We start from the raw sequence: 23,040 nt of genomic DNA on the forward strand, positions 1-23,040 counted from the left end.
CATAATCAATCGCAAATCGAAACCGATCGGGTCGTTTCGCTTTGCGGCGCACAATTTTTTCTGAATTGCGGCTTGTCCCCGACAGGCCTAGGCCCATGTCACAGGTTCGCAAAGATTACGTAAGGCGGAATATAGAATGGCGACAGCGGTAGTGGACGAGGCGAAGACGCCCGACGTCCCCCTTTCGGATGCGGTGGTGGTGCGATTTGCCGGCGATTCCGGCGACGGGATGCAGCTGACCGGCGGTCAGTTCACGCTTTCGTCGGCCCTCGCGGGCAACGACTTTGCGACCTTCCCCGATTTTCCCGCGGAAATCCGCGCGCCGCAAGGGACGCTGTTCGGCGTCTCGGCGTTCCAGATCAATTTCGGGTCGAGCGAGATCGACACCGCGGGCGATGCCCCCGACGTGCTCGTCGCAATGAACCCCGCCGCGCTCAAGACCAATGTGCCGTCGCTCAAGACCGGCGGGCTCATCATTGCCGACGAGGGCGAGTTCAACGACCGCAATCTCGCCAAGGCGAAATATGAGTCGAACCCGCTCGAGGATGGCAGCCTCGCCAAATGGCAGCTCTTGAAGCTCAACATCAGCCAGGCGACGCTCGACGCGGTCAAGCCCTTCGGGCTCGGCAACAAGGAGGCGCTGCGCTGCAAGAATATGTGGACGCTGGGGCTCGCGCTCTGGATGTTCGACCGCGACCGCCAGCCGCTGATCGACTGGCTGAAGGCCAAGTTCGCCGAGGCGCCCGAGCTCGCCGACGCGAATATCGCCGCGCTCAACGCCGGCCATGCCTATGGCGAAACGGCCGAGCTCGCGGGGCCGCTCAAGCAGCATCATGTTGCGCCGGCGCCCGCCGAACCCGGCCTCTATCGCACGCTCACCGGTGCCGAAGCGATCGCACTCGGCCTCGTCGCGGGCGCGCAGCTCGCCGAGCTGCCGATGTTCTTCGGCGGCTATCCGATCACGCCGGCGTCGGCGATCCTGCATCATCTGTCGCGGCTCAAGGAATATGACGTCACGACTTTCCAGGCCGAGGACGAGATTGCCGCAATCTGCGCCGCGATCGGCGCGAGCTATGGCGGTTCGCTCGGCGTGACCTCGTCGTCGGGGCCGGGCATCGCGCTCAAGGGCGAGGCGATGGGCCTCGCGATCATGACCGAACTGCCGCTCGTCATCGTCAATTCGCAGCGCGGCGGCCCGTCGACCGGCCTGCCGACCAAGACCGAGCAGTCGGATCTCTATCAGGCGGTCTATGGCCGCAACGGCGACGCGCCGATGCCCGTGATCGCGGCGCGCTCGCCCGCCGATGCGTTCGAATGCGCGATCGAGGCGTGCCGCATCGCGGTGCAATATATGACCCCGGTGATGCTGCTCACCGATGGCTATATCGCCAACGCCGCCGAGCCGTGGCATGTGCCCGACCTGACCGCCTATGAACGCTTCCCCGTTCAGTTCCTGACCGAAGTGCCCGAAGGCGGCTTCAAGCCCTATGGCCGCGACGAAAAGCTCGCGCGTCCGTGGGTCAAGCCCGGCACGCCCGGCCTGCTTCACCGCATCGGCGGGATCGAGAAGGAGGTCGACACCGGACACATCAACTATGCCCCCGCCAACCACCAGGCGATGACCGACATCCGCAAGGCGAAGATCGACGGCGTCAAGGTTCCCGACCAGACCGTCGAACTCGGCGCCGAGGGCGGCAAGCTCGCGATCGTCGGCTGGGGCTCGACCTTCGGCCCGATCCACCAGGCGGTGCGCCGCAAGCGCGCCGAGGGCAGGGACGTCAGCCACGTCCATATCCGCCACATCTGGCCGCTGCCCGCCAACCTTGGTGAGCTGCTCAAGAGCTATGACAAGGTGATCGTGCCCGAGATGAACACCGGGCAATTGAAGACGGTGCTGCGCGATCAGTATCTGGTCGACGCAAAGCCGCTCAACAAAGTGTCGGGCCAGCCCTTCACCATCGCCGAAATCGAAGCCGCCATCGAGGAGGCCTTCCAGTGAACGAGATGACCACCATCGCCAAGACGACGCTCAAGGACTGGGAAAGCGACCAGGAGGTCCGCTGGTGCCCCGGCTGCGGCGATTATGCGATCCTCAAAGCCGTGCAGCGCACCATGCCCGACATCGGCACCGCGCCCGAAAACACCGTGTTCATCAGCGGCATCGGCTGCTCGTCGCGCTTTCCCTATTATATGGAGACCTATGGCTTCCACACGATCCACGGCCGCGCGCCGGCGTTCGCGACGGGGTTGAAGCTCGCCAATCCCGATCTCGACATCTGGATCGTCACCGGCGACGGCGACGGGCTTTCGATCGGCGGCAACCACACGATGCACCTGCTGCGTCGCAATCTCGATTGCCAGATCATGCTGTTCAACAACGAGATCTATGGCCTTACGAAAGGGCAATATTCGCCGACGAGCCGCGTCGGGACGACGACCCCCTCGACCCCCTATGGCTCGGTCGACCGTCCGGCGCAGCCCTGCGCCTTCGCGCTCGGTGCCGGCGCGCGTTTCGTCGCGCGCGGCTTCGACGTGTCGAAGGAATTGCCGAACGTGCTGAAGGCGGCGCACGCGCACAAGGGCGCGGCGTTCGTCGAGATTTTCCAGAACTGCATCGTCTATAACAAGGACGTGTTTCAGGACTTCGCCGCGCCGAAGGGCGCCGAGGACCGTCAGCTCTGGCTCCGGAACGGCGAACCGATGCTGTTCGGTAGCGAGAAGTCGGGGGGCACCAAGGGCATCACGCTCGACAAGGACGCGCTCGAACTCAAGGTCGTCGATGTGGTCGATGGCGACTGGCAGGCGGCGGGCGTGATCGTCCATGACGTCACCAACCGCAGCGTCGCGCACATGCTCGTCGAGATGCGCTTCGGCGAATTCCCGATGGCGCTCGGCGTCCTCTACGACGATCCGCGGCCGAGCTTCGAAGCCGACGTCGTGCGTCAGAACGCCGCCGCGCGCGAGGGCAAGACCGCCGACCTGCAAGGCCTGCTCAAGAAGGGGCAGACCTGGACCGTCAAGGAAGGCGGGCCGGAGCTTTAAGAAGAAGTGGACCTCACACAAAGGCACAAAGGCACAAATGGGTCATTCCATGACGTCGAAGATCTTGCGCGAATTGCAATCGATTGTGCCTTTCATCTTCATCGCGATCTTGGTCCCGGACTGCTCGAATCCGTGTATGAAATTTTGTTGGCGGAGGCGCTGCGCGAAGTTGGCTTGAACGTGGAGCGGCAGCTCGTTGTTCCCATCACGTATAAAGGCGCCGTGATCGACAATGCATTGCGACTCGACCTGCTGATCGAACAGAAGCTAGTCGTGGAGTTGAAATCAGTCGAACGATTCGCGCCGGTGCACGGCAAGCAGTTGCTGACCTATTTGCGCCTTCTCGATTTGCCGCTCGGGTTATTGATCAATTTTGGTCAAGAGTTGTTTCGCGATGGAGTGAAGCGCGTAGCCAACAATTACTACGCGCCTGTTCGCCGATAATTCTTTGTGCCTTCGTGCCTTTGTGTGAGGCGAATTTCATGGATAATCTGACTCACAGCCTTGTCGGCGCGGTGCTTGGCCAGATGGGGCTCAAGCGCAAGACCGGCCTGGCGATGCCGACGCTGATCCTTGCAGCGAACCTGCCCGATATCGACGCGGGCTGTGCGATTTATGGCGTCGAGTCGCTCGCGATGCGGCGTGGGATAACGCACGGGCCGATAGCCCTGCTGGTCCTGCCGCTGCTGCTCTGGGCGGCGATGCTTGCCTTCGATGCATGGCAGGCGCGGCGCGGCAAAAGGCCCGCGGCGCGCCTGCCCTTGCACAAGGGGTGGCTGCTCGCGCTCGCCTATGTCGGTTGCCTCAGCCATCCCGCGCTCGACTGGCTCAACAATTACGGCATCCGGCTGCTCGAGCCGTTCAGCCATCGCTGGTTCTATGGCGACACGCTGTTCATCATCGACCTGTGGATATGGATCGCGCTGGGAGCGTCGGTCTGGCTGTCGCTGCGGCGCGAACGCGGCGGCTCGGCGGACTGGACGCGCCCCGCGTGGATCGGATTTGCCGGGGTTTGCGCCTATATTTTCGCCAATGGCCTGATCACCGGCCGCGCCGAAGCGCAGGCGGCCGAGCTGTTGCGCCGTGCAGGACAGGACAGGGCACTGGTCGTGGCGAGCCCGCCGCCCTTTCAGTTCTGGAGACGCGATATTTTCTGGCGCGGCAGCGGCTATTACGGCAGCGGCGTCTTCGTGCTTGGTGCGGGCGCGACCGTCGAGCCGGGACGTCCGACCGGGATGGGCGACATGCGGCTCCGCCTGTGGGCGAAGGCCGATCCCGCCGCGCGCGCCTTTCTCTTCTGGGCACGGATGCCGGTCGCGACGCCCGACGGCGATGCGATCGTGCTGACCGACCAGCGTTTCGCGCAACCTTTGACGCGGGGCAGCTTTATGGTGCGGGTGACGGCGCCGCAAAATCCCCGCTCCGAATGACGGCGCCGCGCGGCTTGCGGGCATGACGCCATGACACCGCGCGACAGGTGATTGTCACGTCGAAAGCTTTGCGGCAGGAAGGCAATATGAACACGCATGTCAGTCCGAAACGCGGCAAGGGCTTGCTGCGCGCCGACCGGGCGTTCCGTTCGGGCGGCGGGTTCGCGTGGCTGATGAAACATGCGCCGAGCGGGCTTTTTCACCGCATGCTCGACCGCATCGACGCCGGCCTCGATTCGGGGACGATCGAGGGGCATTTGCCCGACGGCAGCGTCCGCCTGCTCGGCGGCCGTGGCAAAGGCCCGGTCGCGATCGTGCATCTTCACAGCTGGGCGGCGCTCGTGCGCCTTGCCCTGTCGGGATCGGTGGGATGGTATCGCGCGTGGGACAAGGGCGAATGGTCGTCGCCCGACCCGGTGCCGCTGTTCGACCTGTTCATGCGCAACGGCGAAGCGCTCGGCGAATCGGGACGCGCGCGCGGGCCGTGGCGCTGGATGAACCGCCTCGCGCACCGGCTCAATCGCAACGATCGCCGCGGGGCGAAGCGGAACATTCACGCTCATTATGATCTGGGCAATGATTTCTATCGCTTGTGGCTCGACGCGGGGATGAATTATTCGAGCGCGCGCTTTGCGGCGCCCGATCAGACGCTCGAAGAGGCGCAGGCCGCGAAGGTCGATGCCATCCTCGACCGGCTCGACCTCAGATCGGGCAGCCGGCTGCTCGAAATCGGTTGTGGCTGGGGCGCGCTCGCCGAGCGTGCGGTCGAGCGCCACGATGTGCTCTATACGGGTATCACCCTTTCGCCCGCGCAGGCGGAGATCGCCGCAGCGCGATTGCAGGCAGTCGATCTTGGCGGGCGTTCGCGGATCGAGCTTTGCGACTATCGCGATGCCCAGGGACCCTATGACGCGATTGCGAGCGTCGAAATGGTCGAAGCGGTGGGCCAGGGCTATTGGCCCGCCTATCTCGACGCGATCGCGCGCCTGCTGCGCCCGGGGGGCAAAGCGGCGATCCAGTATATCCTGATCGACGACGCGCTGTTCGAGCGCTACGCGCTGAGCAGCGACTTCATCCAGGCCTATATTTTTCCGGGCGGCTGCCTGATTTCGGAAAGCCGGTTTCGCGCGCTCGCCGAAGCGCGCGGCCTCAAGTGGCGCAACGTGCGGCGTTTCGGCGGCGACTATGCGGAAACGCTGCGCCAATGGCGCGAGCGTTTCGACGCCGCCGTCGCGGGCAATCAGCTGCCCGCGGGTTTCGACGAGCGCTTCGTGCGGCTCTGGCGCTATTATCTGCAATATTGCGAGGGCGGCTTTCGCGGCGGCGGCATCGACGTCGCGCAGGTCACGCTCGAAAAGACGGGCTGAAGCAGCAGGGGAGAGGATAGTGCGACGAATTTTGGCGGCGGCGCTTCTGTGCGCGGCGGCGGCGGGCGGTTCTGACCCCGCCTACACCCAGACGAACGATAAATTACCGGAGGATCTGAACGTGCTGTTTTGGAGCCAGGATCAACGCGACGCCGCTTTCCGCACGATGGAGAGCGTGCCGAAGGTGGTCGTCCATACCATCAAGGCGGGCGGCAACGCCTATCCGATGCCGCCGGGCGTGCCGATCGACCTCGGTGTCGATGTCGATGCCTATATGGCGAGCCAGCGCAACGCCGGGCTGATCATCGTTCAGGACGGGAAGATCCGGCTGGAAAAATATGCGCTCGGCTATGGGCCGGAAGGGCGCTGGACGAGCTTTTCGGTCGCGAAGAGCTTCACCTCGACGCTCGTCGGCGCGGCGGTGAAGGACGGCTATATCAAGAGCCTCGACGACAAGGTTTCGGCCTATATTCCGGGGCTTGAGGGTTCGGCCTATGACGATGTCAGCGTGCGCCAGCTGCTGACCATGACCTCGGGCGTCAAGTGGAACGAGGATTATACCGATCCCAAATCCGACGTCGCGCAGTTCAACCTGCAAAAGCCCGTGCCCGGCGAAGATATAACGGTCAGCTATATGAAGAGCTTGCCGCGCGAAGCTCCGGCAGGATCGAAATGGGTTTACAAGACCGGCGAGACAAATTTGATCGGGGTGCTCGTGTCGAGCGCGACCGGCAAGACGCTGTCCGATTATCTGTCTGAAAAGGTGTGGAAGCCGTTCGGGATGGAACAGGACGCGGTGTGGATGCTCGGCGCCACGGGGCACGAGATCAGCGGCTGCTGCATGTCGGCACGCCTGAAGGATTATGCGCGTTTCGGCCTGTTCATCCTCGGCGGCGGCGTCGCGGGCGGCGAGAAGGTACTGCCCGACGGCTGGCTCGCGGCGGCGACCACCAAGCAGGCCGATATCGACCAGCCGGGGCGCGGTTATGGCTATCAATGGTGGACCAACGACGACGGCAGCTTCGCCGCGCAGGGGATTTTCGGGCAGGGCATTTTCATCGACCCCAAGCGCCGGCTGGTGATCGCGTCGAACGGCAACTGGCCGACCGCGACCGACCCCGAAGGCGTCGGGTCGGCGCGTGAGGTCTTTTACAAGGCGGTGCAGGCGGCGGTCGACGCGGAAGCGCGATAGTTTCCATTCGTCGCCCCAGCGAAAGCTGGGGCCGCTGGAGAGATGGCGCAAGGTCGATGGCGGCCCCAGCTTTCGCTGGGGCGACGAGTTCAGGCGGTCGCCGGCACCGTCGCCGATACGCGCTGCGCCATCCACGCGGCGGCCAGCGGGACGATCACGCCCAGCGCTATCATCCACCAGCTGTCGCCGAGCGTGGCGGCGCGGTAGAGGCCCGCGCCGATCACCGCGCCGGCGACGATCCAGCCCGCGCCGGGGTTCGCCGAGGCGCGCATCGCGAGCCAGCCGCCGGCGAAGCTGCCGACAAACCAGCCGACAAGCAGCGCGATCGTCGCGCCCGCTGGGATCAATATCTCGCCGGTTTCGACGTCATAGACCTCGGGCGAAAGCTCGCCGCCTGCATATTGCGCGATCCAGATCAGCGCGAAGGCGACGAAAATGCCGACGACCGTCGCGACGAGAAAGCGCAGGAGTGTGCGGGCCATGGCTGAAATCCTTGCTGAAACGCGTTTGTGCGGCTCGCCTAACGCGGGAAGGCAAAGATCGCGTTAAGCCTCTTCCATCACCTTGGGAAGCTCGTGGAAATCGGTGCTGTCGAAGCCTTCGATCATCAGCTTCGCGACGAACGCACCGACCGTCTCCGGGTCCTTGATGCTCTGCGGGTCCTCGCCCGGATAGGCGCGCGCGCGCATCTGGGTGCGCGTCGCGCCGGGGTTGAGGATCGCGGTGCGGACGTTCGAGATGTTGCGCATCTCGGCGCCATAGCTCGTCACCAGCGCCTCGAGCGCCGCCTTCGACGCCCCATAGGCGCCCCAATAGGCGCGTGGGGCACGCGCGACGCTGCTCGACAGCGCGAGCAGGCGGCCGTGCGCGGCGCGGCGGAGCAGCGGGTCGAAATTGGCAATCAGCGCCTGCTGCGCGACGACATTGAGCGTCAACAGCCTGTTGAACTCCTTGCCGTCGATCGCTCCGACCGGCGTGAGCGTGCCGAGCATCGCGGCGTTGAGCACGAGCATGTCGAGCTGCTGCCAGCGCTCGGCCATCGCGCTGGCGAGCCGCGCGATGCTGTCGCCATCGGTCAGGTCGAGCGGGGCGATCGTCGCGCTGCCGCCGGCCGCATGGATGCGATCCTCGAGCTCTTCGAGCCCGCCCGCGGTGCGCGCGGTGATCACGACATGCGCGCCGCGCGTCGCGAGCGAATGGGCGATCGCGGCGCCGATGCCGCGGCTCGCGCCGGTGACGAGCGCGACCTGGCCGGCCAGTTCTTCAGACATTTTGGTCATTTGGTCAGACAACCCGTTCGGCAAGCAGCGAAAATTGATCCTCGAGCGCATGTTCCTCGAAATCGGTCAGCGTCGTCGGATAATCGCCGGTGAAACAGGCGTCGCAATATTGCGGGCAGCGTTCCTGGCGCTTGCTTTCGCCGAGCGCGCGGTAGAGGCCGTCGATGGTCAGGAAGGACAGGCTGTCGGCGTTGATGAAGTTCGCCATCTGGCCGACGGTCATCTGCGCCGCGAGCAGCTTCGCGCGTTCGGGCGTGTCGACGCCGTAGAAGCAGCTGTGCGAGGTCGGCGGGCTTGCGATGCGCATATGCACTTCGGCGGCGCCCGCTTCGCGCATCATCTGCACGATCTTGAGGCTGGTGGTGCCGCGCACGATCGAATCGTCGATCAGCACGATCCGCTTGCCCGCGATCAGCGCGCGGTTGGCGTTGTGCTTCAGCTTGACGCCAAGGTGGCGGACCTTGTCGCCGGGCTGGATGAAGGTGCGCCCGACATAGTGCGAGCGGATGATGCCGAGTTCGAACGGGATGCCCGATTCCTGCGCATAGCCGATCGCCGCGGGCGTGCCCGAATCCGGAACCGGGATGACGAGGTCGGCCTCGACCGGATTTTCGCGCGCCAGCTCGGCACCGATCGCCTTGCGCACCGAATAGACGCTTGTGCCGTCGACGATCGAATCGGGGCGCGAGAAATAGACATATTCAAAGATGCACGGCCGCGCCGGGCGCTCGGCAAAAGGATGATGCGAGGTCAGCTGTCCGTCGCGGATGATGACGAGTTCGCCGGGTTCGACCGAGCGCACGAATTCGGCGCCGACGACGTCGAGCGCGACGGTTTCGGAGGCGAGGATATGCGCATCGTTCAGCTTGCCGATGACGAGCGGGCGGATGCCGAGCGGGTCGCGGCAGCCGATCATGCCCTCGGCGGTCAGGCAGATCAGCGAATAGGCGCCCTCGACCTGTTTCAGCGCGTCGATGAAGCGGTCGATCAGCGTGCGATAGCTCGACGTCGCGACGAGGTGGATGATCACCTCGGTATCGCTGGTCGATTGGAAGATCGAGCCGCGACGGACCAGAATCTTGCGCAGCGCCGCGGCGTTCGAGATATTGCCGTTATGCGCGACCGCGAACCCGCCGGTCGCCAGGTCGGCGAACAGCGGCTGGACGTTGCGCAGCGCGGTTTCGCCCGTCGTCGAATAGCGGACATGACCGATCGCCGCGGCACCGGCGAGCTGCCGCATGATGTCGTCGCGGTCGAAATTGCCCGCGACATGACCCATCGCGCGGTGCGTGTGGAATTCCTTGCCGTCGAAGGCGGTAATGCCCGCGGCTTCCTGACCGCGATGCTGGAGCGCGTGGAGGCCGAGCGCGACGACCGCGGCGGCGCTGTCGGCGCCATGGATACCAAAGACGCCGCACTCCTCACGGAGTTTGTCGTCGTCGAAAGGGTGGGTCGTCAGCATGTCGATCCAGAATATGTTGGGGGCGGCAACTGCCGCGCATATAGGAGCGCCGAGGCCAAATGTCGCCCCCCCAATTTGGACTCTTTGATGACAGGCGTCATGTGAGGGGTGACAGCACCGCCATTGGTGCCGTAAAGCCGCGCGCATGGAGCAGAATAGGGACAGCACCGACCGTTTCCTGCCGCGCTTCGATGCCGCGGGTCTCGTCACCGCGATCGTCGTCGATGCGGATACGCGCGCGCTGTTGATGGTTGCGCATATGAACGCCGAGGCGATCGAGCGGACGCGCGCCACCGGTCAGGCGCATTTCTGGTCGCGATCGCGCCGGGCGCTGTGGCGCAAGGGCGAGACGTCGGGCAACGGGCTCAATGTGGCCGAAATGCGCGTCGATTGCGATCAGGACGCGCTGTTGCTCGTCGTGCATCCCGCGGGTCCTGCCTGCCACACGGGGCGCCGGTCCTGCTTCTATCGCCGGATCGACGCGGACGGGAGCCTGACCTTCCTCGACGACGATGTGCAGGGCTAGCCTGCCGTTTTTGGCTGCGGTGTTCCTGCTCGGCGGCTGCGACCGGGCTTCGACTGCGGATCGAGAAAAGGCGGTCGACGCGCGCAGCCCGCTGGAAATCGCGGCGCGCGAGCGCGGCGTCGTTCAGCCCGAGTCCGAGGAGCTTACGGGCGTTTTCGAGCGCGCCCACGATCTCGGCCGCGATGCGATGTGCGTCGTGCCCGACGGCGAGGGGCGGTGGCGCTTCGCACTGACCGCGGCATTCGGCTCGCGCCTTGCGTGCCGGGCACATGGGGACGTCACGCGCGACGGCGACGAATGGCGCCTGAGCTTTGCCGGCGTCGACGATTGTGCGGTGACGCTGCGCGAGGACGACGACGAGTTGCGATTGCCCGGACGCCTGCCCTCTCAGTGCGACAGCCTCTGTCCCGGGCGCACCACGCTTGCCGGGTTGCGTCTGCCGCGCGCGAGTTGGTCGGCCGCCGATGCGAGGGGCTTGCGGATGCGCGATGGACAGGGCAATATCGTGCAACCCTGTGCCGACTGAGCCGCGGCATTTCCCTTCATCCCTGCGAGCCTTGACGTTCACGTCAACGGAAACTAATCCTGATGCTTATGACCGAAGAATACGGCCACGCTCATATCGACACGCCCGATCATCTGGGACGCGAGCAGTACAGCATCACCGACCTGTCGACCGAATTCGGTGTCACGGCCCGGGCGCTGCGCTTCTATGAGGACGAAGGGCTGATCAGCCCGTCGCGCAAGGGGCTGTCGCGCATCTATTCGAAACGCGACCGCGCGCGGCTCGCGTGGATATTGCGCGCCAAGCGCACCGGTTTCAGCCTGGCCGACATTCGCGAGATGATCGACCTTTACGACGTCGGCGACAATCGCAAGCTGCAGCGGCAGGTGACAATCGAGAAATGCCAGGAGCGCATCGCGCTGCTGCGCCGCCAACGCGACGACATCGACAGTGCGGTCGAGGAATTGACGCGGTTCATCGAAACGGTGAAAAAGGTCGAGGCAAAGAGCCTGAAGCCATGAGTTTGAACTACCTTGACGGAGCCGATTTTAGCCCAGTGCAAGGCGCGAGGAGAGGTGCGATGCAGCCCATCGTGCCCGGCGAGCAACGCAGCAATGGGCCAAAAGCGGCCCGCCCCTCCGGGGTTGCACTGCGAAGCCCGCCGGACGTCGTCGCGGGTCCTGCACGGGCTCCCGGCCCGCGCGGCGCCCCGCTCCTCGCCGGCGGGCTTCGCAGTGCAATCAAGGTAGTTCAAACTCATGGCTTCAGGCTCTAAACAAAAGGCCGGCTGACCCCGGACCCTCCCCGGGCAAGAAGAGCGCATCCTATCCATCTGATTTATCGGAAAGATTTTTCATGCCCGTCTATCGCGCCCCCGTCAAAGACACGCTCTTTCTGTTGAACGAAGTGCTCGGCATCGAGCGCTATGCGAACCTCCCGGGTTTCGCCAATGCGACCCCCGACATGGTCGAGGCGGTGCTGACCGAGGCGGCGAAATTCTGTGAGGAAGTGCTGTTTCCGCTCAACTATTCGGGCGACCAGCAAGGCTGCACGCGCCACGACGACGGTTCGGTGACGACCCCCGAAGGGTTCAAACAGGCCTATAAGGCCTATTGCGAGGCCGGCTGGCCGCTGCTCAACCAGCCCGAGGCGTTCGGCGGGCAGGCGCTGCCGCACGTCGTCGGCTTTCCGGTCGAGGAATATCGGATGGCGGCGAATCAGGCCTTCGCCATGTATCCGGGGCTGACGCAGGCGGCAGTGTCGGCGCTGCTCGTCAAGGGATCGGACGAGCAAAAGGCCAAATATGTGCCGAAGATGGTGTCGGGCGAGTGGGGCGGGACGATGAACCTCACCGAGCCGCAGTGCGGCACCGACCTCGGCCTGATCCGCACCCGCGCCGAGCCGCAGGCCGACGGCAGCTATGCGATCAGCGGCACCAAGATCTTCATCTCGTCGGGCGAGCACGACCTCACCGACAATATCATCCACCTCGTGCTGGCGAAAACGCCGGGGGCACCCGACAGCTCGAAGGGGATTTCGCTGTTCATCGTGCCCAAGTTCCTGGTGAACGACGATGGTTCGCTCGGCGCGCGCAACGGTGTGTCGTGCGGGTCGATCGAGCACAAGATGGGCATCCACGCCAACGCGACCTGCGTGATGAACTACGACGGCGCGACCGGTTGGCTCGTCGGCGACGAGAATAAGGGGCTCGCCGCGATGTTCATCATGATGAACGCGGCGCGGCTCGGCGTCGGCATCCAGGGGCTGGGTCAGGCCGACATCGCCTTTCAGAACGCGGTGCAATATGCGCAGGACCGCCGCCAGGGCCGCGCGCTGACCGGGCCGCAGGACCCCGAAGCCAAAGCCGACCCGCTGTTCGTTCACCCCGACGTGCGCCGCATGTTGATGGACGGCAAGGCGGTGGTCGAAGGGCTGCGCGCGCTTTGCCTGTGGGGCGCGTTGCAGGTCGACCTGTCGCATATGGCCGAGAGCGAGGAGGAGCGGCAGCAGGCCGACGACCTCGTCAGCCTGCTGACCCCGGTGATCAAGGGCTATGGCACCGACAAGGGCTATGAGGTCGCGACCAACGCGCAGCAGGTGTTCGGCGGCCACGGCTACATCGAAGAGCAGGGGATGAGCCAATATGTCCGCGATGCCCGCATCACGATGATCTATGAAGGCGCGAACGGCGTGCAGGCGATGGACCTCGTCGGGCGCAAGCTCGCGCAGAATGGCGGGCGGGCGGTTCAGGCGCTGTTCGGACAAGTCGATGCCGAATGCGCCGCGGCGAAGGACGGCGCGCTCGGCGACTTCGCGACCCGGCTCGAAAAGGCGAATGGCGAGCTCAAGGCCGCGACGATGTGGTTCATGCAGAACGGCATGACGAACCCGAACAATGTCGGCGCCGGCGCGCATCACTATATGCACATCATGGGCATCGTCGCGCTGGGCCTGATGTGGCTGCGCATGGCCGAAGCCGCGCAGAAGGCGATTGCCGAGGGCCGCGGCGACAAGGCGTTTCTCGAGGCGAAGCTGGTTACGGCGCGGCATTTCGCCGAACGCTTCATGCCCGACGCGGGCGCGCTGCGCCGCAAGATCGAGGCGGGCAGCGAGGCGATGATGGAATTGGCGCCCGAGCAATTCTTCGCCGCCTGAGCCGTTTTTCACGCAACCATCGCCGCCGCCATGCGTGGCGTCGGCGATGAGCGAGGCCGAACTCACCCCCATTGTCGAAGCGGGGCGTAATTGCTGGCGGATCGAGCGCGCGAGCAAGGCGCGGATGATCGTCGATGCCGCCGACTATTATGCGCTGCTCGCGCGGCTGATGGCGGGCGCGAAGGAGCGCATCCTGCTTATCGGCTGGGATTTCGACCCGCGCATCGCGCTGACCCCCGATGCCGACGGCGGCGGCGAGGCGCTCGGCCATTATATGCTGCGGCTCGCGAAAAGCCGCCCCGACCGCGACATCGACATTCTCCGCTGGAATTTCGGCGGGCTGAAGCAACTCGCCGTGCCGGGCATCGTCGCGCTGATCCTGCGCTGGAAGATGACGCGCTCGATCAGCTTCCGCCTCGACAGCGCGCATCCGGCGGGGTGCAGCCATCACCAGAAGGTCGCGGTGTTCGACGATCATCTCGCGGTGTGCGGCGGGATCGACGTCGGCTTGCGGCGCTGGGACACGCGCGAGCACAAGGATGGCGATCCGTGCCGCGTCACGCCCCGTGGCGAACGCTATATGCCGTGGCACGATTCGACGATGATCCTTGCGGGGCCGGTGGGCGAAGCGCTCGCCGAACTCGGCAACGAGCGCTGGCAGCGCGCGACGAACAAGCGGCTTCGCGACCTGAGCGGCACCGGCGAGAATTGGCCGAACGATCTCGACCCCGACTTTCGCGATGTCGACGTCGCCATCTCGCGCACGCGCGCCGAATATGACGGCTATGGCGAGATCCGCGAGATAGAAAAGCTCTACCTCGACCTCATAGCGGGCGCCAAGCGTTTCATCTATTTCGAGAATCAATATTTCACATGCGCGAAGATCGCCGCGGCGATCGCCGAGCGGCTGAACGAGGACGACCCGCCCGAATTCGTGCTGGTCATGCCCCGCACGGCCGACGGCTGGCTCGAGCAGATGGCGATGGACGCCGCGCGCGTCGAACTGGTGCGCGAGATAGCCAAGGCGCGGCACGGCGACCGGCTGCGTGTCTATGTACCGCTTACCGCGGGCGGCGATCCGATTTACGTTCATTCCAAGACCGCGATCGTCGACGATCGGCTGATCCGCGTCGGATCGGCCAATCTCAACAACCGCTCGATGGGACTCGACAGCGAATGCGATGTGACGATCGACGCCGCGCTATCGGCCAATCGCGGTGTCGAACCGACGATCCGCAAGCTGCGCGAGTCGCTGATCGCCGAGCATCTGGGGGTCGAGCCCGACGCGGTCGCGCGCCATTTCGACCGCACGGGATCGCTGATCGACACGATCGAGGCGCTGCGCGGCGACGGCCGTTCGCTCGAACTGCTCGACCTGATCGCGCCGGGGCCGTTTGATGAATTTATCGCCGAGAATGAATTGCTCGACCCGACGCGCCCCAATGCGATGTTCGAGGGCATCGCCGGGCGCGGCCTCAAGAAAAGCTGGCACCGCGGCAAGGCGTGGATGAAGCGGCATCGGCCGTTTCGGACGCGCGCCTGACCTTTCCTCGAAGGCCGCTCAGTCCGCCAGCGACAGGATATGCCGTGCCTGCTTGAGGTGCGGCGCGTCGATCATCTTGCCGTCGATCTGCAGCACGCCGGCGCCGGGATTGGCGGCAAAGGCATCGACGATCGCCTGCGCTCGCGCCACTTCGTCGGCGGACGGAGTGAAGGCGGCGTTGATCGGCGCGACCTGCGATGGGTGGATCGCCATCATCCCGGTAAACCCGTCGCGCCGCGCGCGCGCCGCATAGGCGGAAAGCCCGCCCTCGTCCTTGATCGCCGGAAAGACGGTGTCGATCGCCGCGACCCCCGCGCCGTGCGCGGCGAACAGGGTCAGCGCGCGCGCGACCCGATAGGGTTCGGTATAGCTGCCGTCGGCCTCGCGGCTCGTCGCCGCGCCGATCGCGGCGGGCAGGTCCTCGGCGCCCCAGGTCAGCCCGACGAGCCGCTCGCGCGCCTCGCGATAGCTGCCGAGGGTGAAGATTGCCGCCGGGGTTTCGGTCGCGATCGGCAGGATGGGGGGCAGATGCCCCGCGTCGCCGCCCTCGCTGCGCAATATCGTGTCGAGCTGCGCGATGCTCGGCGCGCCTTCGGCCTTGGGCAGCATGATCGCGTCGGGGGCCGCGGCGGCCACCGCGGCGACGTCGGCGGCGGTCATATGCCCGTCGAGCGGGTTGACGCGCACCAGCGTGATGACCTCGCGCGTGCCGGCAAGGTAATCGGCGACGGCTTCGCGCGCCATGTCCTTATTGGCGGGCGACACCGAATCCTCGAGATCGAGGATGATCGCGTCGGCGCCCGATGCCGCGGCTTTGGCAAAGCGTTCGGGGCGGTCGCCGGGGACGAAGAGGAGGGAACGAAGTCGCATCAGCCGGCCTTTCGCTTGATAAGGGCCGAACGCTCGCACTGGCAGACGAGTTCATCGCGCTGGTTGAGGCAGCGATGCAGAAAGGTGACGATCCCCGCGTTCGGCCGCGATTTCGATTCCTTGAGCGCGATGACTTCGCTCTCCGCGCGCAGCGTGTCCCCTAGGAACACCGGTTTCGGCATTACCAGCTTGTCGTAGCCCAGATTGGCGACGAGCGTGCCGAGCGTCGTGTCGCCGACCGACAGCCCGACCATCAGGCTGAAGGTGAAGGTGCCGTTGACCAGGATTTGCCCGAACTCCGACGCCTTCGCCGCTTCGATGTCGAGGTGCAGCGGCTGCGGATTGTGCGTCATCGTCGTGAAGAGCAGATTGTCGGTCTCGGTCACCGTGCGGCGGATGTCGTGCGCGACGCGCTCGCCGACCTGCCATTCGTCGAAGTATTTTCCTGCCATTTATCCCTCTCCCTCGGGGAGAGGGTTGCGAAGACTTGCCGGCTTGCCGGCCAGTCGCAGCTGGGTGAGGGGCTGTGCCCTCACATTAGCTCGCAACCCCTCATCCAACTCCGCCTGGCCGCTGAAGCGGCAAGGCTCCAAATCCTTCTCCCTCGGGGGAGAAGGGGTGTTACTCCGCCGCCTCGATCCGCGCGAGCAGCGCTTCGACCTGCACCTGCGCCCCCGCTTGCGCGTTGAGTTCGGCGACCGTGCCGTCGAACGGCGCGACGAGGCTGTGTTCCATCTTCATCGCCTCGAGCGTCAGCAACTTCTGACCCTTGGTGACGGCATCGCCCGCAGAAACGTCGACCGCGATGATCTTGCCCGGCATGGGGGAGAGGATCGCGCCGTCGCCCGCCGCGCCGCCCGCGCCGCCCGCCGCGCGCCACGGCGCGAGCTGCCACACCGATCCGCGCTCGGCGACGAGCATAGCGGGAGCAGGCTCGGCGGTTCCGGGGCCGTGCAGCGCGATGTCGACGCGCTTGCCGTCGAGCAGGAACGGCGCCGAACGGACGTCGGGCGCGTTGAGGCGAAACCCCGAGAGAAGCGAGCGCGGCACCATCGCCATCGCCGCATTGGTAAGCGCCTGCGGTGAAGGTTCGGACGCGGCGGTCATCGCCTCGCCGTCGCGGCCGATCAGCCCGGTATCGACCGCGCCGGCGACGAAATCGGGATGGTCGAGCGCGTTGATGAGGAAGGCCGAATTACTCTTCACCGGCCACACTGCGCTGTCTTCGAGCATTTCGGACAGCGTTTCGCGCGCTTCCTCGCGGGTATCGCCGTGCGCGATGACCTTGGCGATCATCGGATCATAGAAGGGCGAGACCTCGGCGCCTTCATAGACGCCGGTGTCGACGCGGCCGATATGCTCGGGGAGCTGAAACAGTTCGAGCGGGCCGGTCGAGGGGAGGAAGCCCTTCGCCGGGTCCTCGGCATAGAGGCGCGCCTCCATCGCCCAGCCGTCGATCGCGAGTTCGTCCTGCTTCAGCGGGATCGGCTCACCCGACGCGACGCGCAGCTGCCATTCGACAAGGTCGACGCCGGTGATCTCCTCGGTCACCGGATGCTCGACCTGCAGCCGCGTGTTCATTTCCATGAACCAGATGCGATCGGCGCGCAGGCCTTCGGATGCGTCGGCGATGAACTCGATCGTGCCGGCCCCGACATAATCGACCGCCTTCGCGGCGCGCACCGCGGCGGCGCAGAGCTCGGCGCGCGTGGCTTCGTCCATGCCTGGGGCGGGGGCTTCCTCGATCACCTTCTGGTGGCGGCGCTGGAGCGAGCAGTCGCGCTCGAACAGGTGGACGACATTGCCGTGCGTGTCGCCGAATATCTGCACCTCGATATGGCGCGGGGTCAGGATATATTTCTCGATCAGCACATGCTCGTTGCCGAAGGAGGCGGCCGCTTCGCGCTGGCACGAGGCGAGCGCGTCGGCGAAGTCCGCCGGAGCATCGACCTTGCGCATCCCCTTGCCGCCGCCGCCCGCGACTGCCTTGATGAGCACCGGATAGCCGATCATGGCGGCTTGTTCGGCGAGGAAGGCTGGGTCCTGATTTGCGCCCATATAGCCCGGCGTCACCGGCACCCCGGCATCGGCCATCAGCCTCTTTGCGGCGTCCTTGAGCCCCATCGCGGTAATCGACGAAGGCTTGGGTCCGACCCACACCAGCCCGGCATCGGTCACGGCCTGCGCGAACTCGGCATTTTCGGAGAGGAAGCCATAACCCGGATGGATCGCCTCCGCGCCGGTCGCCTTGGCGGCGGCGATGATCTTTTCGCCGACCAGATAGGATTCACGCGCCGGCGACGGCCCGATATGCACGGCTTCGTCGGCCTCGCGCACATGCAGCGCCTTGGCATCGGCATCTGAGTAGACCGCAACGGTCCTGATACCCATTTCGCGCGCGGTGCGGATGATACGGCAGGCGATTTCGCCACGATTGGCGATGAGAAGGGAATTGATCATAGCGTTTTGCGCTTCCAGTTGGGATCGGAGCCAGGGGTTCGACGATGAAGATAGGCGGTCATCACATCCGTGAGTTGGGTTAGGCTCGCCTCGTATTTTCGGCGCTCGCTCAAGGATCCCTTCGGCAAGATCGCTTGGAAATGTCGCGCGGCACTACCCTCCCGCTTCTCCAAAACGTAATGATCTGCGTTTGAAAGAGCCTGTATATACTCGTCCGGCGCGAACTCCAGAACGGCAAAGTCGCCAATCGATAGCGCAGAAAGAGCTTCGCCTAATTGGTCAGCGGATACTTCGACACGCTCTTCACCATTCACGAAGAAGCGAACAGAGTTGGACTGCAAAGGCAACGAAGGCGTTGAACCGCGTACGCTTCTCTCGGTCGGCGATAATGTCTTACGGACAAAATGCACCAGCGGGTCGGCTTCATGGCGGTCGCTGGAATTGATCCAAAGTGTTAACGGCAGGCCAAGGCCAAAAATCGCGCCAATGACCAAATAGGCCCGCAGGGAGCCCTGACCGGCTTCGGCCATCTTGTAAGTCACCCAAGCCATGAAGGGGGCGAGCAAAATGAACATTGCCGTCCCATTCAAATCAGCGCCCGCGCGTCCCACGATTTTGCTTCCTAGGCCATCTTTCCTGACGATTCCGACAACCATCGGTCCGTATTGATTGAACGCGCTTAGCCACAGGCAAATAAATGGGCCGACGATCCAACCTCGCGCACCGTTCTGCGGATCGAACCACCCTTTTTTCTTCTGCCGAATCCTGCTCTTCGCTTTTTCGAGCGAAAGCGTTGAGGTGATTTCAAACCTATAGCCGAGAGGCTGGAACACCATGATAATTCACATCCTGAACACACCGAACCCGCGGTCCTCGACCGGCGCATTCAGCGTTGCCGCAAAAGCCAGTCCCAGCACGTCGCGCGTCTGGGCGGGGTCGATGATGCCATCGTCCCAGAGGCGCGCGGTCGCGTGATAGGGATTGCCTTCATCTTCGTATTTCTGGCGGATCGGCGCCTTGAAGGCTTCGGCCTCTTCCGCCGTCCATGTGTCGGCGTCGCGGTGGACGGTCGCCAGCACGCTTGCCGCCTGCTCGCCGCCCATCACGCTGATCCGCGCATTGGGCCAGGTGAAGAGGAAACGCGGGGAGTAAGCGCGCCCGCACATGCCGTAATTGCCCGCGCCGAAGCTGCCGCCGATCAGCACCGTGATTTTCGGCACCGTCGCCGTCGCGACCGCGGTCACCAACTTTGCCCCATGTTTCGCAATGCCTTCGGCCTCATATTTCCCACCGACCATGAAGCCAGAGATGTTCTGGAGGAAGAGCAGGGGGATGCGCCGCTGCTGCACCAGTTCGATGAAATGCGCACCCTTGACCGCGCTTTCGCTGAACAGCACGCCGTTATTGGCGAGGATCGCCACCGGGATGCCCCAGATATGCGCAAAGCCGCAGACGAGCGTGCTGCCATAATGCGCCTTGAATTCGTGGAATTCGCTGCCATCGACGATGCGCGCGATGACTTCGTGGACGTCATAGGGCGCGCGGACGTCCTGCGGGATGATGCCGTATAGCTCCTCGGCGTCATATTTCGGCGGGCGCGGGTCTTTCATCGCTACTTCGAAGCCGTCATCGCCCCCGAAGGTCGAGACGATATCGCGCACGATCGTCAGCGCATGTTCGTCATTCTCGGCCAGATGATCGACGACGCCCGATTTCTTCGCATGCAGATCGCCGCCGCCGAGGTCCTCGGCGCTGATCTCCTCGCCCGTCGCCGCCTTCACCAGCGGCGGGCCGGCGAGGAAGATCGTGCCCTGACCCCGGACGATCACCGTCTCGTCGCTCATCGCGGGAACATAGGCGCCGCCGGCGGTGCAGCTTCCCATCACGCAGGCGATCTGCGGGATGCGCTTGGCCGACATATTCGCCTGGTTGAAGAAGATGCGGCCGAAATGGTCGCGGTCGGGGAAGACTTCGGCCTGGTGCGGCAGATTGGCGCCGCCCGAGTCGACGAGGTAGATGCAGGGCAGGCGGTTCGCCTCGGCAATCTCCTGCGCGCGGAGATGCTTCTTCACCGTCATCGGATAGTAAGTGCCGCCCTTCACCGTCGCGTCGTTGCAGACGATCATCGCCTGCCTGCCCGACACATGGCCGATACCCGCGATCATCCCCGCGCCCGGCACTTCACCCCCATACATGTCGCACGCCGCGAGCTGGCCGATTTCGAGGAAAGGCGAGCCGGGGTCCAGCAGCCGTTCGACGCGCTCGCGCGGGAGCAGCTTGCCGCGGCTCGTATGCCGCTCGCGCGCTTTCTCGCTGCCGCCGCGCGCCGCTTCGGCGACCCGCGCCCAAAGCTCGTCCTTCAGCGCGCGGTTGTGCGCGGCGTTGCTGCGAAAGGCCTCGCTCTCCGGCTGGACCATGGTTTGCAGGACCGGTGCGCTCACTTGGCTGTCTCTCCTCGCTGGTTGCCTAGTTGGTCGCTCGTCGAATGAAAAGCGCCGCAGGCCGAAATTGGTTGGCATTGAAACCGGGCGGTCACAGGCGTATCCCCCCTTCACATTCCCCCGAAGTCGAGGTTGCAAACCCATGAAGAAGAAGATTTTCGCCGTCCTCTTGTCTACCGCCGCGGTGCTCGCCGGCCCGGTCGCCTGCTCGGGCGGCGGCGAGGACAAGGCGGCCGCGAGCTACTCGATCGGGACCGAGATCGGCATCAACAAGGCCGCAATGGACACGAGCGTCAATCCGGGCGACGATTTCTATGCCTATGCGAACGGTAACTGGCAGAAAACGACCGAGATTCCCGCCGACCGCTCGTCGACCGGCGCCTTTTATACCGCCTTCCTCGAGACCGAGAAGCGTAACCGCGAGCTGATCGACGCGATCGTCAAGGGGCCGGTCGAGAAGGGCACCGACCAGGCGCGGATCGCCAATTTCTACAAGGCCTATATCGACACGCCGTCGATCGACAAGGCGGGCATGAAGCCCGTCGAGCCCGACCTCGCGCGCTTCGCCGCGATCACCGACAAGGCCGAGCTGTCGAAGATATTGGGCGAGGAAGTCCGCGCCGACGTCGACCCGCTCAACGCGACCGACTTCAACACCGAAAATCTGTTCGGCGTCTTCGTGACGCAGGGCCTCGCCACGCCGGGCGAGGTGATCCCCTATCTGCTGCAGGGCGGCCTCGGCATGCCCGAGCGCGAATATTATCTGTCGTCCGACCCGAAGATGGCGAGCATCCGCACCGCCTATCAGGCCTATATCGCCACGCTTCTGACCGCGGCGGGCGTTGCCGACGCCGATGCGAAAGCGAAGCGCATCTTCGATCTCGAAACGAAGATCGCCAGGGCGCATGCCAGCCGCGAAGAGAGTGAGGATTTTACCAAATCGGCCGACGTCTGGACCAAGGCCGATTTCTCGAAAAAGGCGCCCGGCATCGACTGGCCGGCTTTCTTTTCCGCGGCGCAACTCGACGGCGCGGACAAGTTCGGCGCCTACCATGCCAAGGCGATCGCGGGCCTGTCGGCGCTCGTCGCCTCGCAACCGCTCGAAGCCTGGAAAGACTGGCTGGCCTTCCACCAGATCAACAGCCACGCCGACGTGCTGCCGAGCGCGATCGACAATGCGCATTTCGCCTTTTACGGCTCCATTCTGTCGGGAACGCCCGAGCAGCGCAGCCGCGACAAGCGCGCGATCGCGGCGGTGAACCAGTATCTCGGCGATGCGGTCGGCCGCGTCTATGCGGAGAAATATTTCCCCGCCTCGGCGAAGGCCGAAGTCAGCGACATGGTCGATGGCATCAAGGCCGCCTTTGCGAAGCGGGTGCAGGCGATCGACTGGATGGCGCCCGAGACCAAGAAGGAAGCGCTGAAGAAGGTCGAAACGATCCAGGTCGGCGTCGGCTATCCCGAGACGTGGCGCGACTATGGCAGCTATCAGGTCAGCGCCGATGCCGCCTATGCCAACGAAGTCGCGGGCGAAAAGGCCGAATATGCGCATCAGCTCGCCAAGATCGGCAAGCCTTTCGACAAGGGCGAATGGTGGATGACGCCGCAGACGGTCAATGCGGTGAACCTGCCGGTGCAGAATGCGCTCAATTTCCCCGCCGCGATTCTGCAGCCGCCCTTCTTCGACCCCAAGGCCGATCCCGCCTATAATTACGGCGCGATCGGCGCGGTGATCGGGCACGAGATCAGCCACAGCTTCGACAATAATGGCGCGGCGTTCGATTCGACCGGCGCGCTGCGCAACTGGTGGACCGACGCGGACCTCAAGAAGTTCGAGGAAGCCGGAAAGGCGCTCGCCGAGCAATATGACCAGTATAAGCCGTTCCCCGACCTGGCGGTGAACGGCAAGCTGACGCTGGGCGAGAATATCGCCGACGTGGCGGGGCTGCAGGCGGCCTACGATGCCTATCGGGCGTCGCTGAAGGGCAAGGAAGCGCCGGTGATCGACGGTTTTACCGGCGACCAGCGCTTTTTCATCGCCTATGCGCAGACGTGGGCGACGAAGATGCGCGACGAAGCGCTGCGCGCGCGGATCGCGACCGACGGCCACGCGCCGGGCATGTATCGCGCGCTGACGGTGCGCAACCTCGACGCATGGTACAAGGCGTTCGACGTCAAGCCGACCGACAAGCTGTACCTGCCGCCCGAAAAGCGCGTGCGCGTCTGGGGTTGATTGGGGAAGCATGGCGGGGCGGTCAGTCCGTCCC

The 23,040-nt window shown here is 64.8% G+C and carries 20 protein-coding genes; 12 read left to right on the forward strand and 8 right to left on the reverse strand.

Annotation, left to right across the window (positions count from 1 at the left end; all coding sequences use genetic code 11):
• Positions 1–136: 136 nt before the first annotated feature.
• The 6 genes from KNJ79_RS09935 (at position 137) to KNJ79_RS09960 (ending at position 7,031) form a co-directional block, all read left to right on the forward strand.
• Positions 137–1,999: a 2-oxoacid:acceptor oxidoreductase subunit alpha gene (locus KNJ79_RS09935; RefSeq protein WP_317153824.1), complete on the forward strand. Its 1,863-nt coding sequence runs from the start codon at positions 137–139 to the stop codon at positions 1,997–1,999.
• The gene (locus tag KNJ79_RS09940) at positions 1,996–3,042 is read left to right on the forward strand and encodes a 2-oxoacid:ferredoxin oxidoreductase subunit beta (RefSeq protein ID WP_089214440.1); all 1,047 of its coding nucleotides are present in this window, start codon (positions 1,996–1,998) and stop codon (positions 3,040–3,042) included. The genes KNJ79_RS09935 and KNJ79_RS09940 overlap by 4 nt, the downstream gene beginning before the upstream one ends.
• Positions 3,043–3,048: 6 nt before the next feature.
• Entirely contained in the window at positions 3,049–3,486 is a 438-nt protein-coding gene (locus tag KNJ79_RS09945; protein WP_317153825.1) for a GxxExxY protein, read from the forward strand.
• Between the two features lie 38 nt (positions 3,487–3,524).
• Entirely contained in the window at positions 3,525–4,472 is a 948-nt protein-coding gene (locus KNJ79_RS09950; protein ID WP_317153826.1) for a metal-dependent hydrolase, read from the forward strand.
• A gap of 86 nt (positions 4,473–4,558) precedes the next feature.
• Positions 4,559–5,839, forward strand: a complete 1,281-nt coding sequence (locus tag KNJ79_RS09955; protein ID WP_089214442.1) for an SAM-dependent methyltransferase — start codon at positions 4,559–4,561, stop codon at positions 5,837–5,839.
• 19 nt (positions 5,840–5,858) lie between these two features.
• Entirely contained in the window at positions 5,859–7,031 is a 1,173-nt protein-coding gene (locus KNJ79_RS09960) for a serine hydrolase domain-containing protein (RefSeq protein ID WP_317153827.1), read from the forward strand.
• Between the two features lie 89 nt (positions 7,032–7,120).
• Here KNJ79_RS09960 and KNJ79_RS09965 read toward each other — a convergent pair whose 3' ends face one another.
• From KNJ79_RS09965 to purF, 3 genes are all read right to left on the reverse strand, one after another.
• Positions 7,121–7,513 carry a hypothetical protein gene (locus KNJ79_RS09965; protein WP_317153828.1) on the reverse strand — a complete coding sequence of 131 codons (393 nt, stop codon included), beginning with the start codon at positions 7,511–7,513 and terminating at the stop codon, positions 7,121–7,123.
• 63 nt (positions 7,514–7,576) lie between these two features.
• A complete protein-coding gene (locus KNJ79_RS09970; RefSeq protein WP_394357165.1) occupies positions 7,577–8,311 on the reverse strand; it encodes an SDR family NAD(P)-dependent oxidoreductase in 735 nt (244 codons plus the stop codon).
• A 4-nt stretch (positions 8,312–8,315) separates the two neighbouring features.
• Complete coding sequence (gene purF / locus KNJ79_RS09975) at positions 8,316–9,773, reverse strand: amidophosphoribosyltransferase (protein ID WP_089214445.1); 1,458 nt, start codon at positions 9,771–9,773, stop codon at positions 8,316–8,318.
• 145 nt (positions 9,774–9,918) lie between these two features.
• On the opposite strand from purF, the gene hisI reads away from it, so the two are divergent.
• The 5 genes from hisI to KNJ79_RS10000 all read left to right on the forward strand — a co-directional run bounded on the left by hisI (position 9,919) and on the right by KNJ79_RS10000 (position 15,002).
• The gene (gene hisI / locus KNJ79_RS09980) at positions 9,919–10,299 is read left to right on the forward strand and encodes a phosphoribosyl-AMP cyclohydrolase (protein WP_317153829.1); all 381 of its coding nucleotides are present in this window, start codon (positions 9,919–9,921) and stop codon (positions 10,297–10,299) included.
• Complete coding sequence (locus KNJ79_RS09985; RefSeq protein ID WP_089214447.1) at positions 10,286–10,825, forward strand: hypothetical protein; 540 nt, start codon at positions 10,286–10,288, stop codon at positions 10,823–10,825. The genes hisI and KNJ79_RS09985 overlap by 14 nt, the downstream gene beginning before the upstream one ends.
• Positions 10,826–10,893: 68 nt before the next feature.
• Positions 10,894–11,325 (forward strand): MerR family transcriptional regulator, encoded by a 432-nt coding sequence (locus KNJ79_RS09990; protein WP_089214448.1) that lies wholly within the window; start codon positions 10,894–10,896, stop codon positions 11,323–11,325.
• Positions 11,326–11,659: 334 nt separating this feature from the next.
• Entirely contained in the window at positions 11,660–13,459 is a 1,800-nt protein-coding gene (locus KNJ79_RS09995; protein ID WP_317153830.1) for an acyl-CoA dehydrogenase C-terminal domain-containing protein, read from the forward strand.
• A gap of 46 nt (positions 13,460–13,505) precedes the next feature.
• Positions 13,506–15,002: a phospholipase D-like domain-containing protein gene (locus KNJ79_RS10000; RefSeq protein ID WP_317153831.1), complete on the forward strand. Its 1,497-nt coding sequence runs from the start codon at positions 13,506–13,508 to the stop codon at positions 15,000–15,002.
• An 18-nt stretch (positions 15,003–15,020) separates the two neighbouring features.
• On the opposite strand, the gene KNJ79_RS10005 is transcribed toward KNJ79_RS10000, so the two are convergent.
• From KNJ79_RS10005 to KNJ79_RS10025, 5 genes are all read right to left on the reverse strand, one after another.
• Positions 15,021–15,872: an HpcH/HpaI aldolase/citrate lyase family protein gene (locus tag KNJ79_RS10005; protein ID WP_089214451.1), complete on the reverse strand. Its 852-nt coding sequence runs from the start codon at positions 15,870–15,872 to the stop codon at positions 15,021–15,023.
• Positions 15,872–16,324 carry a MaoC family dehydratase gene (locus tag KNJ79_RS10010; protein ID WP_317153832.1) on the reverse strand — a complete coding sequence of 151 codons (453 nt, stop codon included), beginning with the start codon at positions 16,322–16,324 and terminating at the stop codon, positions 15,872–15,874. The genes KNJ79_RS10005 and KNJ79_RS10010 overlap by 1 nt, the downstream gene beginning before the upstream one ends.
• 169 nt (positions 16,325–16,493) lie before the next feature.
• Entirely contained in the window at positions 16,494–18,332 is a 1,839-nt protein-coding gene (locus tag KNJ79_RS10015) for an acetyl/propionyl/methylcrotonyl-CoA carboxylase subunit alpha (RefSeq protein ID WP_317153833.1), read from the reverse strand.
• The gene (locus KNJ79_RS10020) at positions 18,329–19,168 is read right to left on the reverse strand and encodes a hypothetical protein (protein WP_317153834.1); all 840 of its coding nucleotides are present in this window, start codon (positions 19,166–19,168) and stop codon (positions 18,329–18,331) included. The genes KNJ79_RS10015 and KNJ79_RS10020 overlap by 4 nt, the downstream gene beginning before the upstream one ends.
• 6 nt (positions 19,169–19,174) lie before the next feature.
• On the reverse strand, positions 19,175–20,773 hold the full coding sequence (locus tag KNJ79_RS10025; protein WP_317153835.1) for a carboxyl transferase domain-containing protein: 1,599 nt from the start codon (positions 20,771–20,773) through the stop codon (positions 19,175–19,177).
• Positions 20,774–20,915: 142 nt separating this feature from the next.
• Between KNJ79_RS10025 and KNJ79_RS10030 the strand changes: the two genes are divergently transcribed.
• Positions 20,916–23,006, forward strand: a complete 2,091-nt coding sequence (locus tag KNJ79_RS10030; RefSeq protein WP_317153836.1) for a M13 family metallopeptidase — start codon at positions 20,916–20,918, stop codon at positions 23,004–23,006.
• Positions 23,007–23,040 lie beyond the last annotated feature (34 nt).

The organism is Sphingopyxis indica, assembly GCF_032879645.1.
Classification (GTDB): Bacteria; Pseudomonadota; Alphaproteobacteria; order Sphingomonadales; family Sphingomonadaceae; genus Sphingopyxis; species Sphingopyxis indica.

What these genes read in the sequence shown, in the direction of transcription:
- KNJ79_RS09935 (WP_317153824.1), top strand. Translation starts at nt 137, where the DNA reads ATGGCGACAGCGGTAGTGGACGAGGCGAAGACGCCCGACGTCCCCCTT.
- KNJ79_RS09950 (WP_317153826.1), top strand. Translation starts at nt 3,525, where the DNA reads ATGGATAATCTGACTCACAGCCTTGTCGGCGCGGTGCTTGGCCAGATG.
- KNJ79_RS09955 (WP_089214442.1), top strand. Translation starts at nt 4,559, where the DNA reads ATGAACACGCATGTCAGTCCGAAACGCGGCAAGGGCTTGCTGCGCGCC.
- KNJ79_RS09965 (WP_317153828.1), bottom strand. Translation starts at nt 7,513, where the DNA reads ATGGCCCGCACACTCCTGCGCTTTCTCGTCGCGACGGTCGTCGGCATT.
- KNJ79_RS09970 (WP_394357165.1), bottom strand. Translation starts at nt 8,311, where the DNA reads ATGACCAAAATGTCTGAAGAACTGGCCGGCCAGGTCGCGCTCGTCACC.
- purF (WP_089214445.1), bottom strand. Translation starts at nt 9,773, where the DNA reads ATGCTGACGACCCACCCTTTCGACGACGACAAACTCCGTGAGGAGTGC.
- hisI (WP_317153829.1), top strand. Translation starts at nt 9,919, where the DNA reads ATGGAGCAGAATAGGGACAGCACCGACCGTTTCCTGCCGCGCTTCGAT.
- KNJ79_RS09985 (WP_089214447.1), top strand. Translation starts at nt 10,286, where the DNA reads ATGTGCAGGGCTAGCCTGCCGTTTTTGGCTGCGGTGTTCCTGCTCGGC.
- KNJ79_RS09990 (WP_089214448.1), top strand. Translation starts at nt 10,894, where the DNA reads ATGACCGAAGAATACGGCCACGCTCATATCGACACGCCCGATCATCTG.
- KNJ79_RS09995 (WP_317153830.1), top strand. Translation starts at nt 11,660, where the DNA reads ATGCCCGTCTATCGCGCCCCCGTCAAAGACACGCTCTTTCTGTTGAAC.
- KNJ79_RS10000 (WP_317153831.1), top strand. Translation starts at nt 13,506, where the DNA reads ATGAGCGAGGCCGAACTCACCCCCATTGTCGAAGCGGGGCGTAATTGC.
- KNJ79_RS10005 (WP_089214451.1), bottom strand. Translation starts at nt 15,872, where the DNA reads ATGCGACTTCGTTCCCTCCTCTTCGTCCCCGGCGACCGCCCCGAACGC.
- KNJ79_RS10010 (WP_317153832.1), bottom strand. Translation starts at nt 16,324, where the DNA reads ATGGCAGGAAAATACTTCGACGAATGGCAGGTCGGCGAGCGCGTCGCG.
- KNJ79_RS10015 (WP_317153833.1), bottom strand. Translation starts at nt 18,332, where the DNA reads ATGATCAATTCCCTTCTCATCGCCAATCGTGGCGAAATCGCCTGCCGT.
- KNJ79_RS10020 (WP_317153834.1), bottom strand. Translation starts at nt 19,168, where the DNA reads ATGGTGTTCCAGCCTCTCGGCTATAGGTTTGAAATCACCTCAACGCTT.
- KNJ79_RS10030 (WP_317153836.1), top strand. Translation starts at nt 20,916, where the DNA reads ATGAAGAAGAAGATTTTCGCCGTCCTCTTGTCTACCGCCGCGGTGCTC.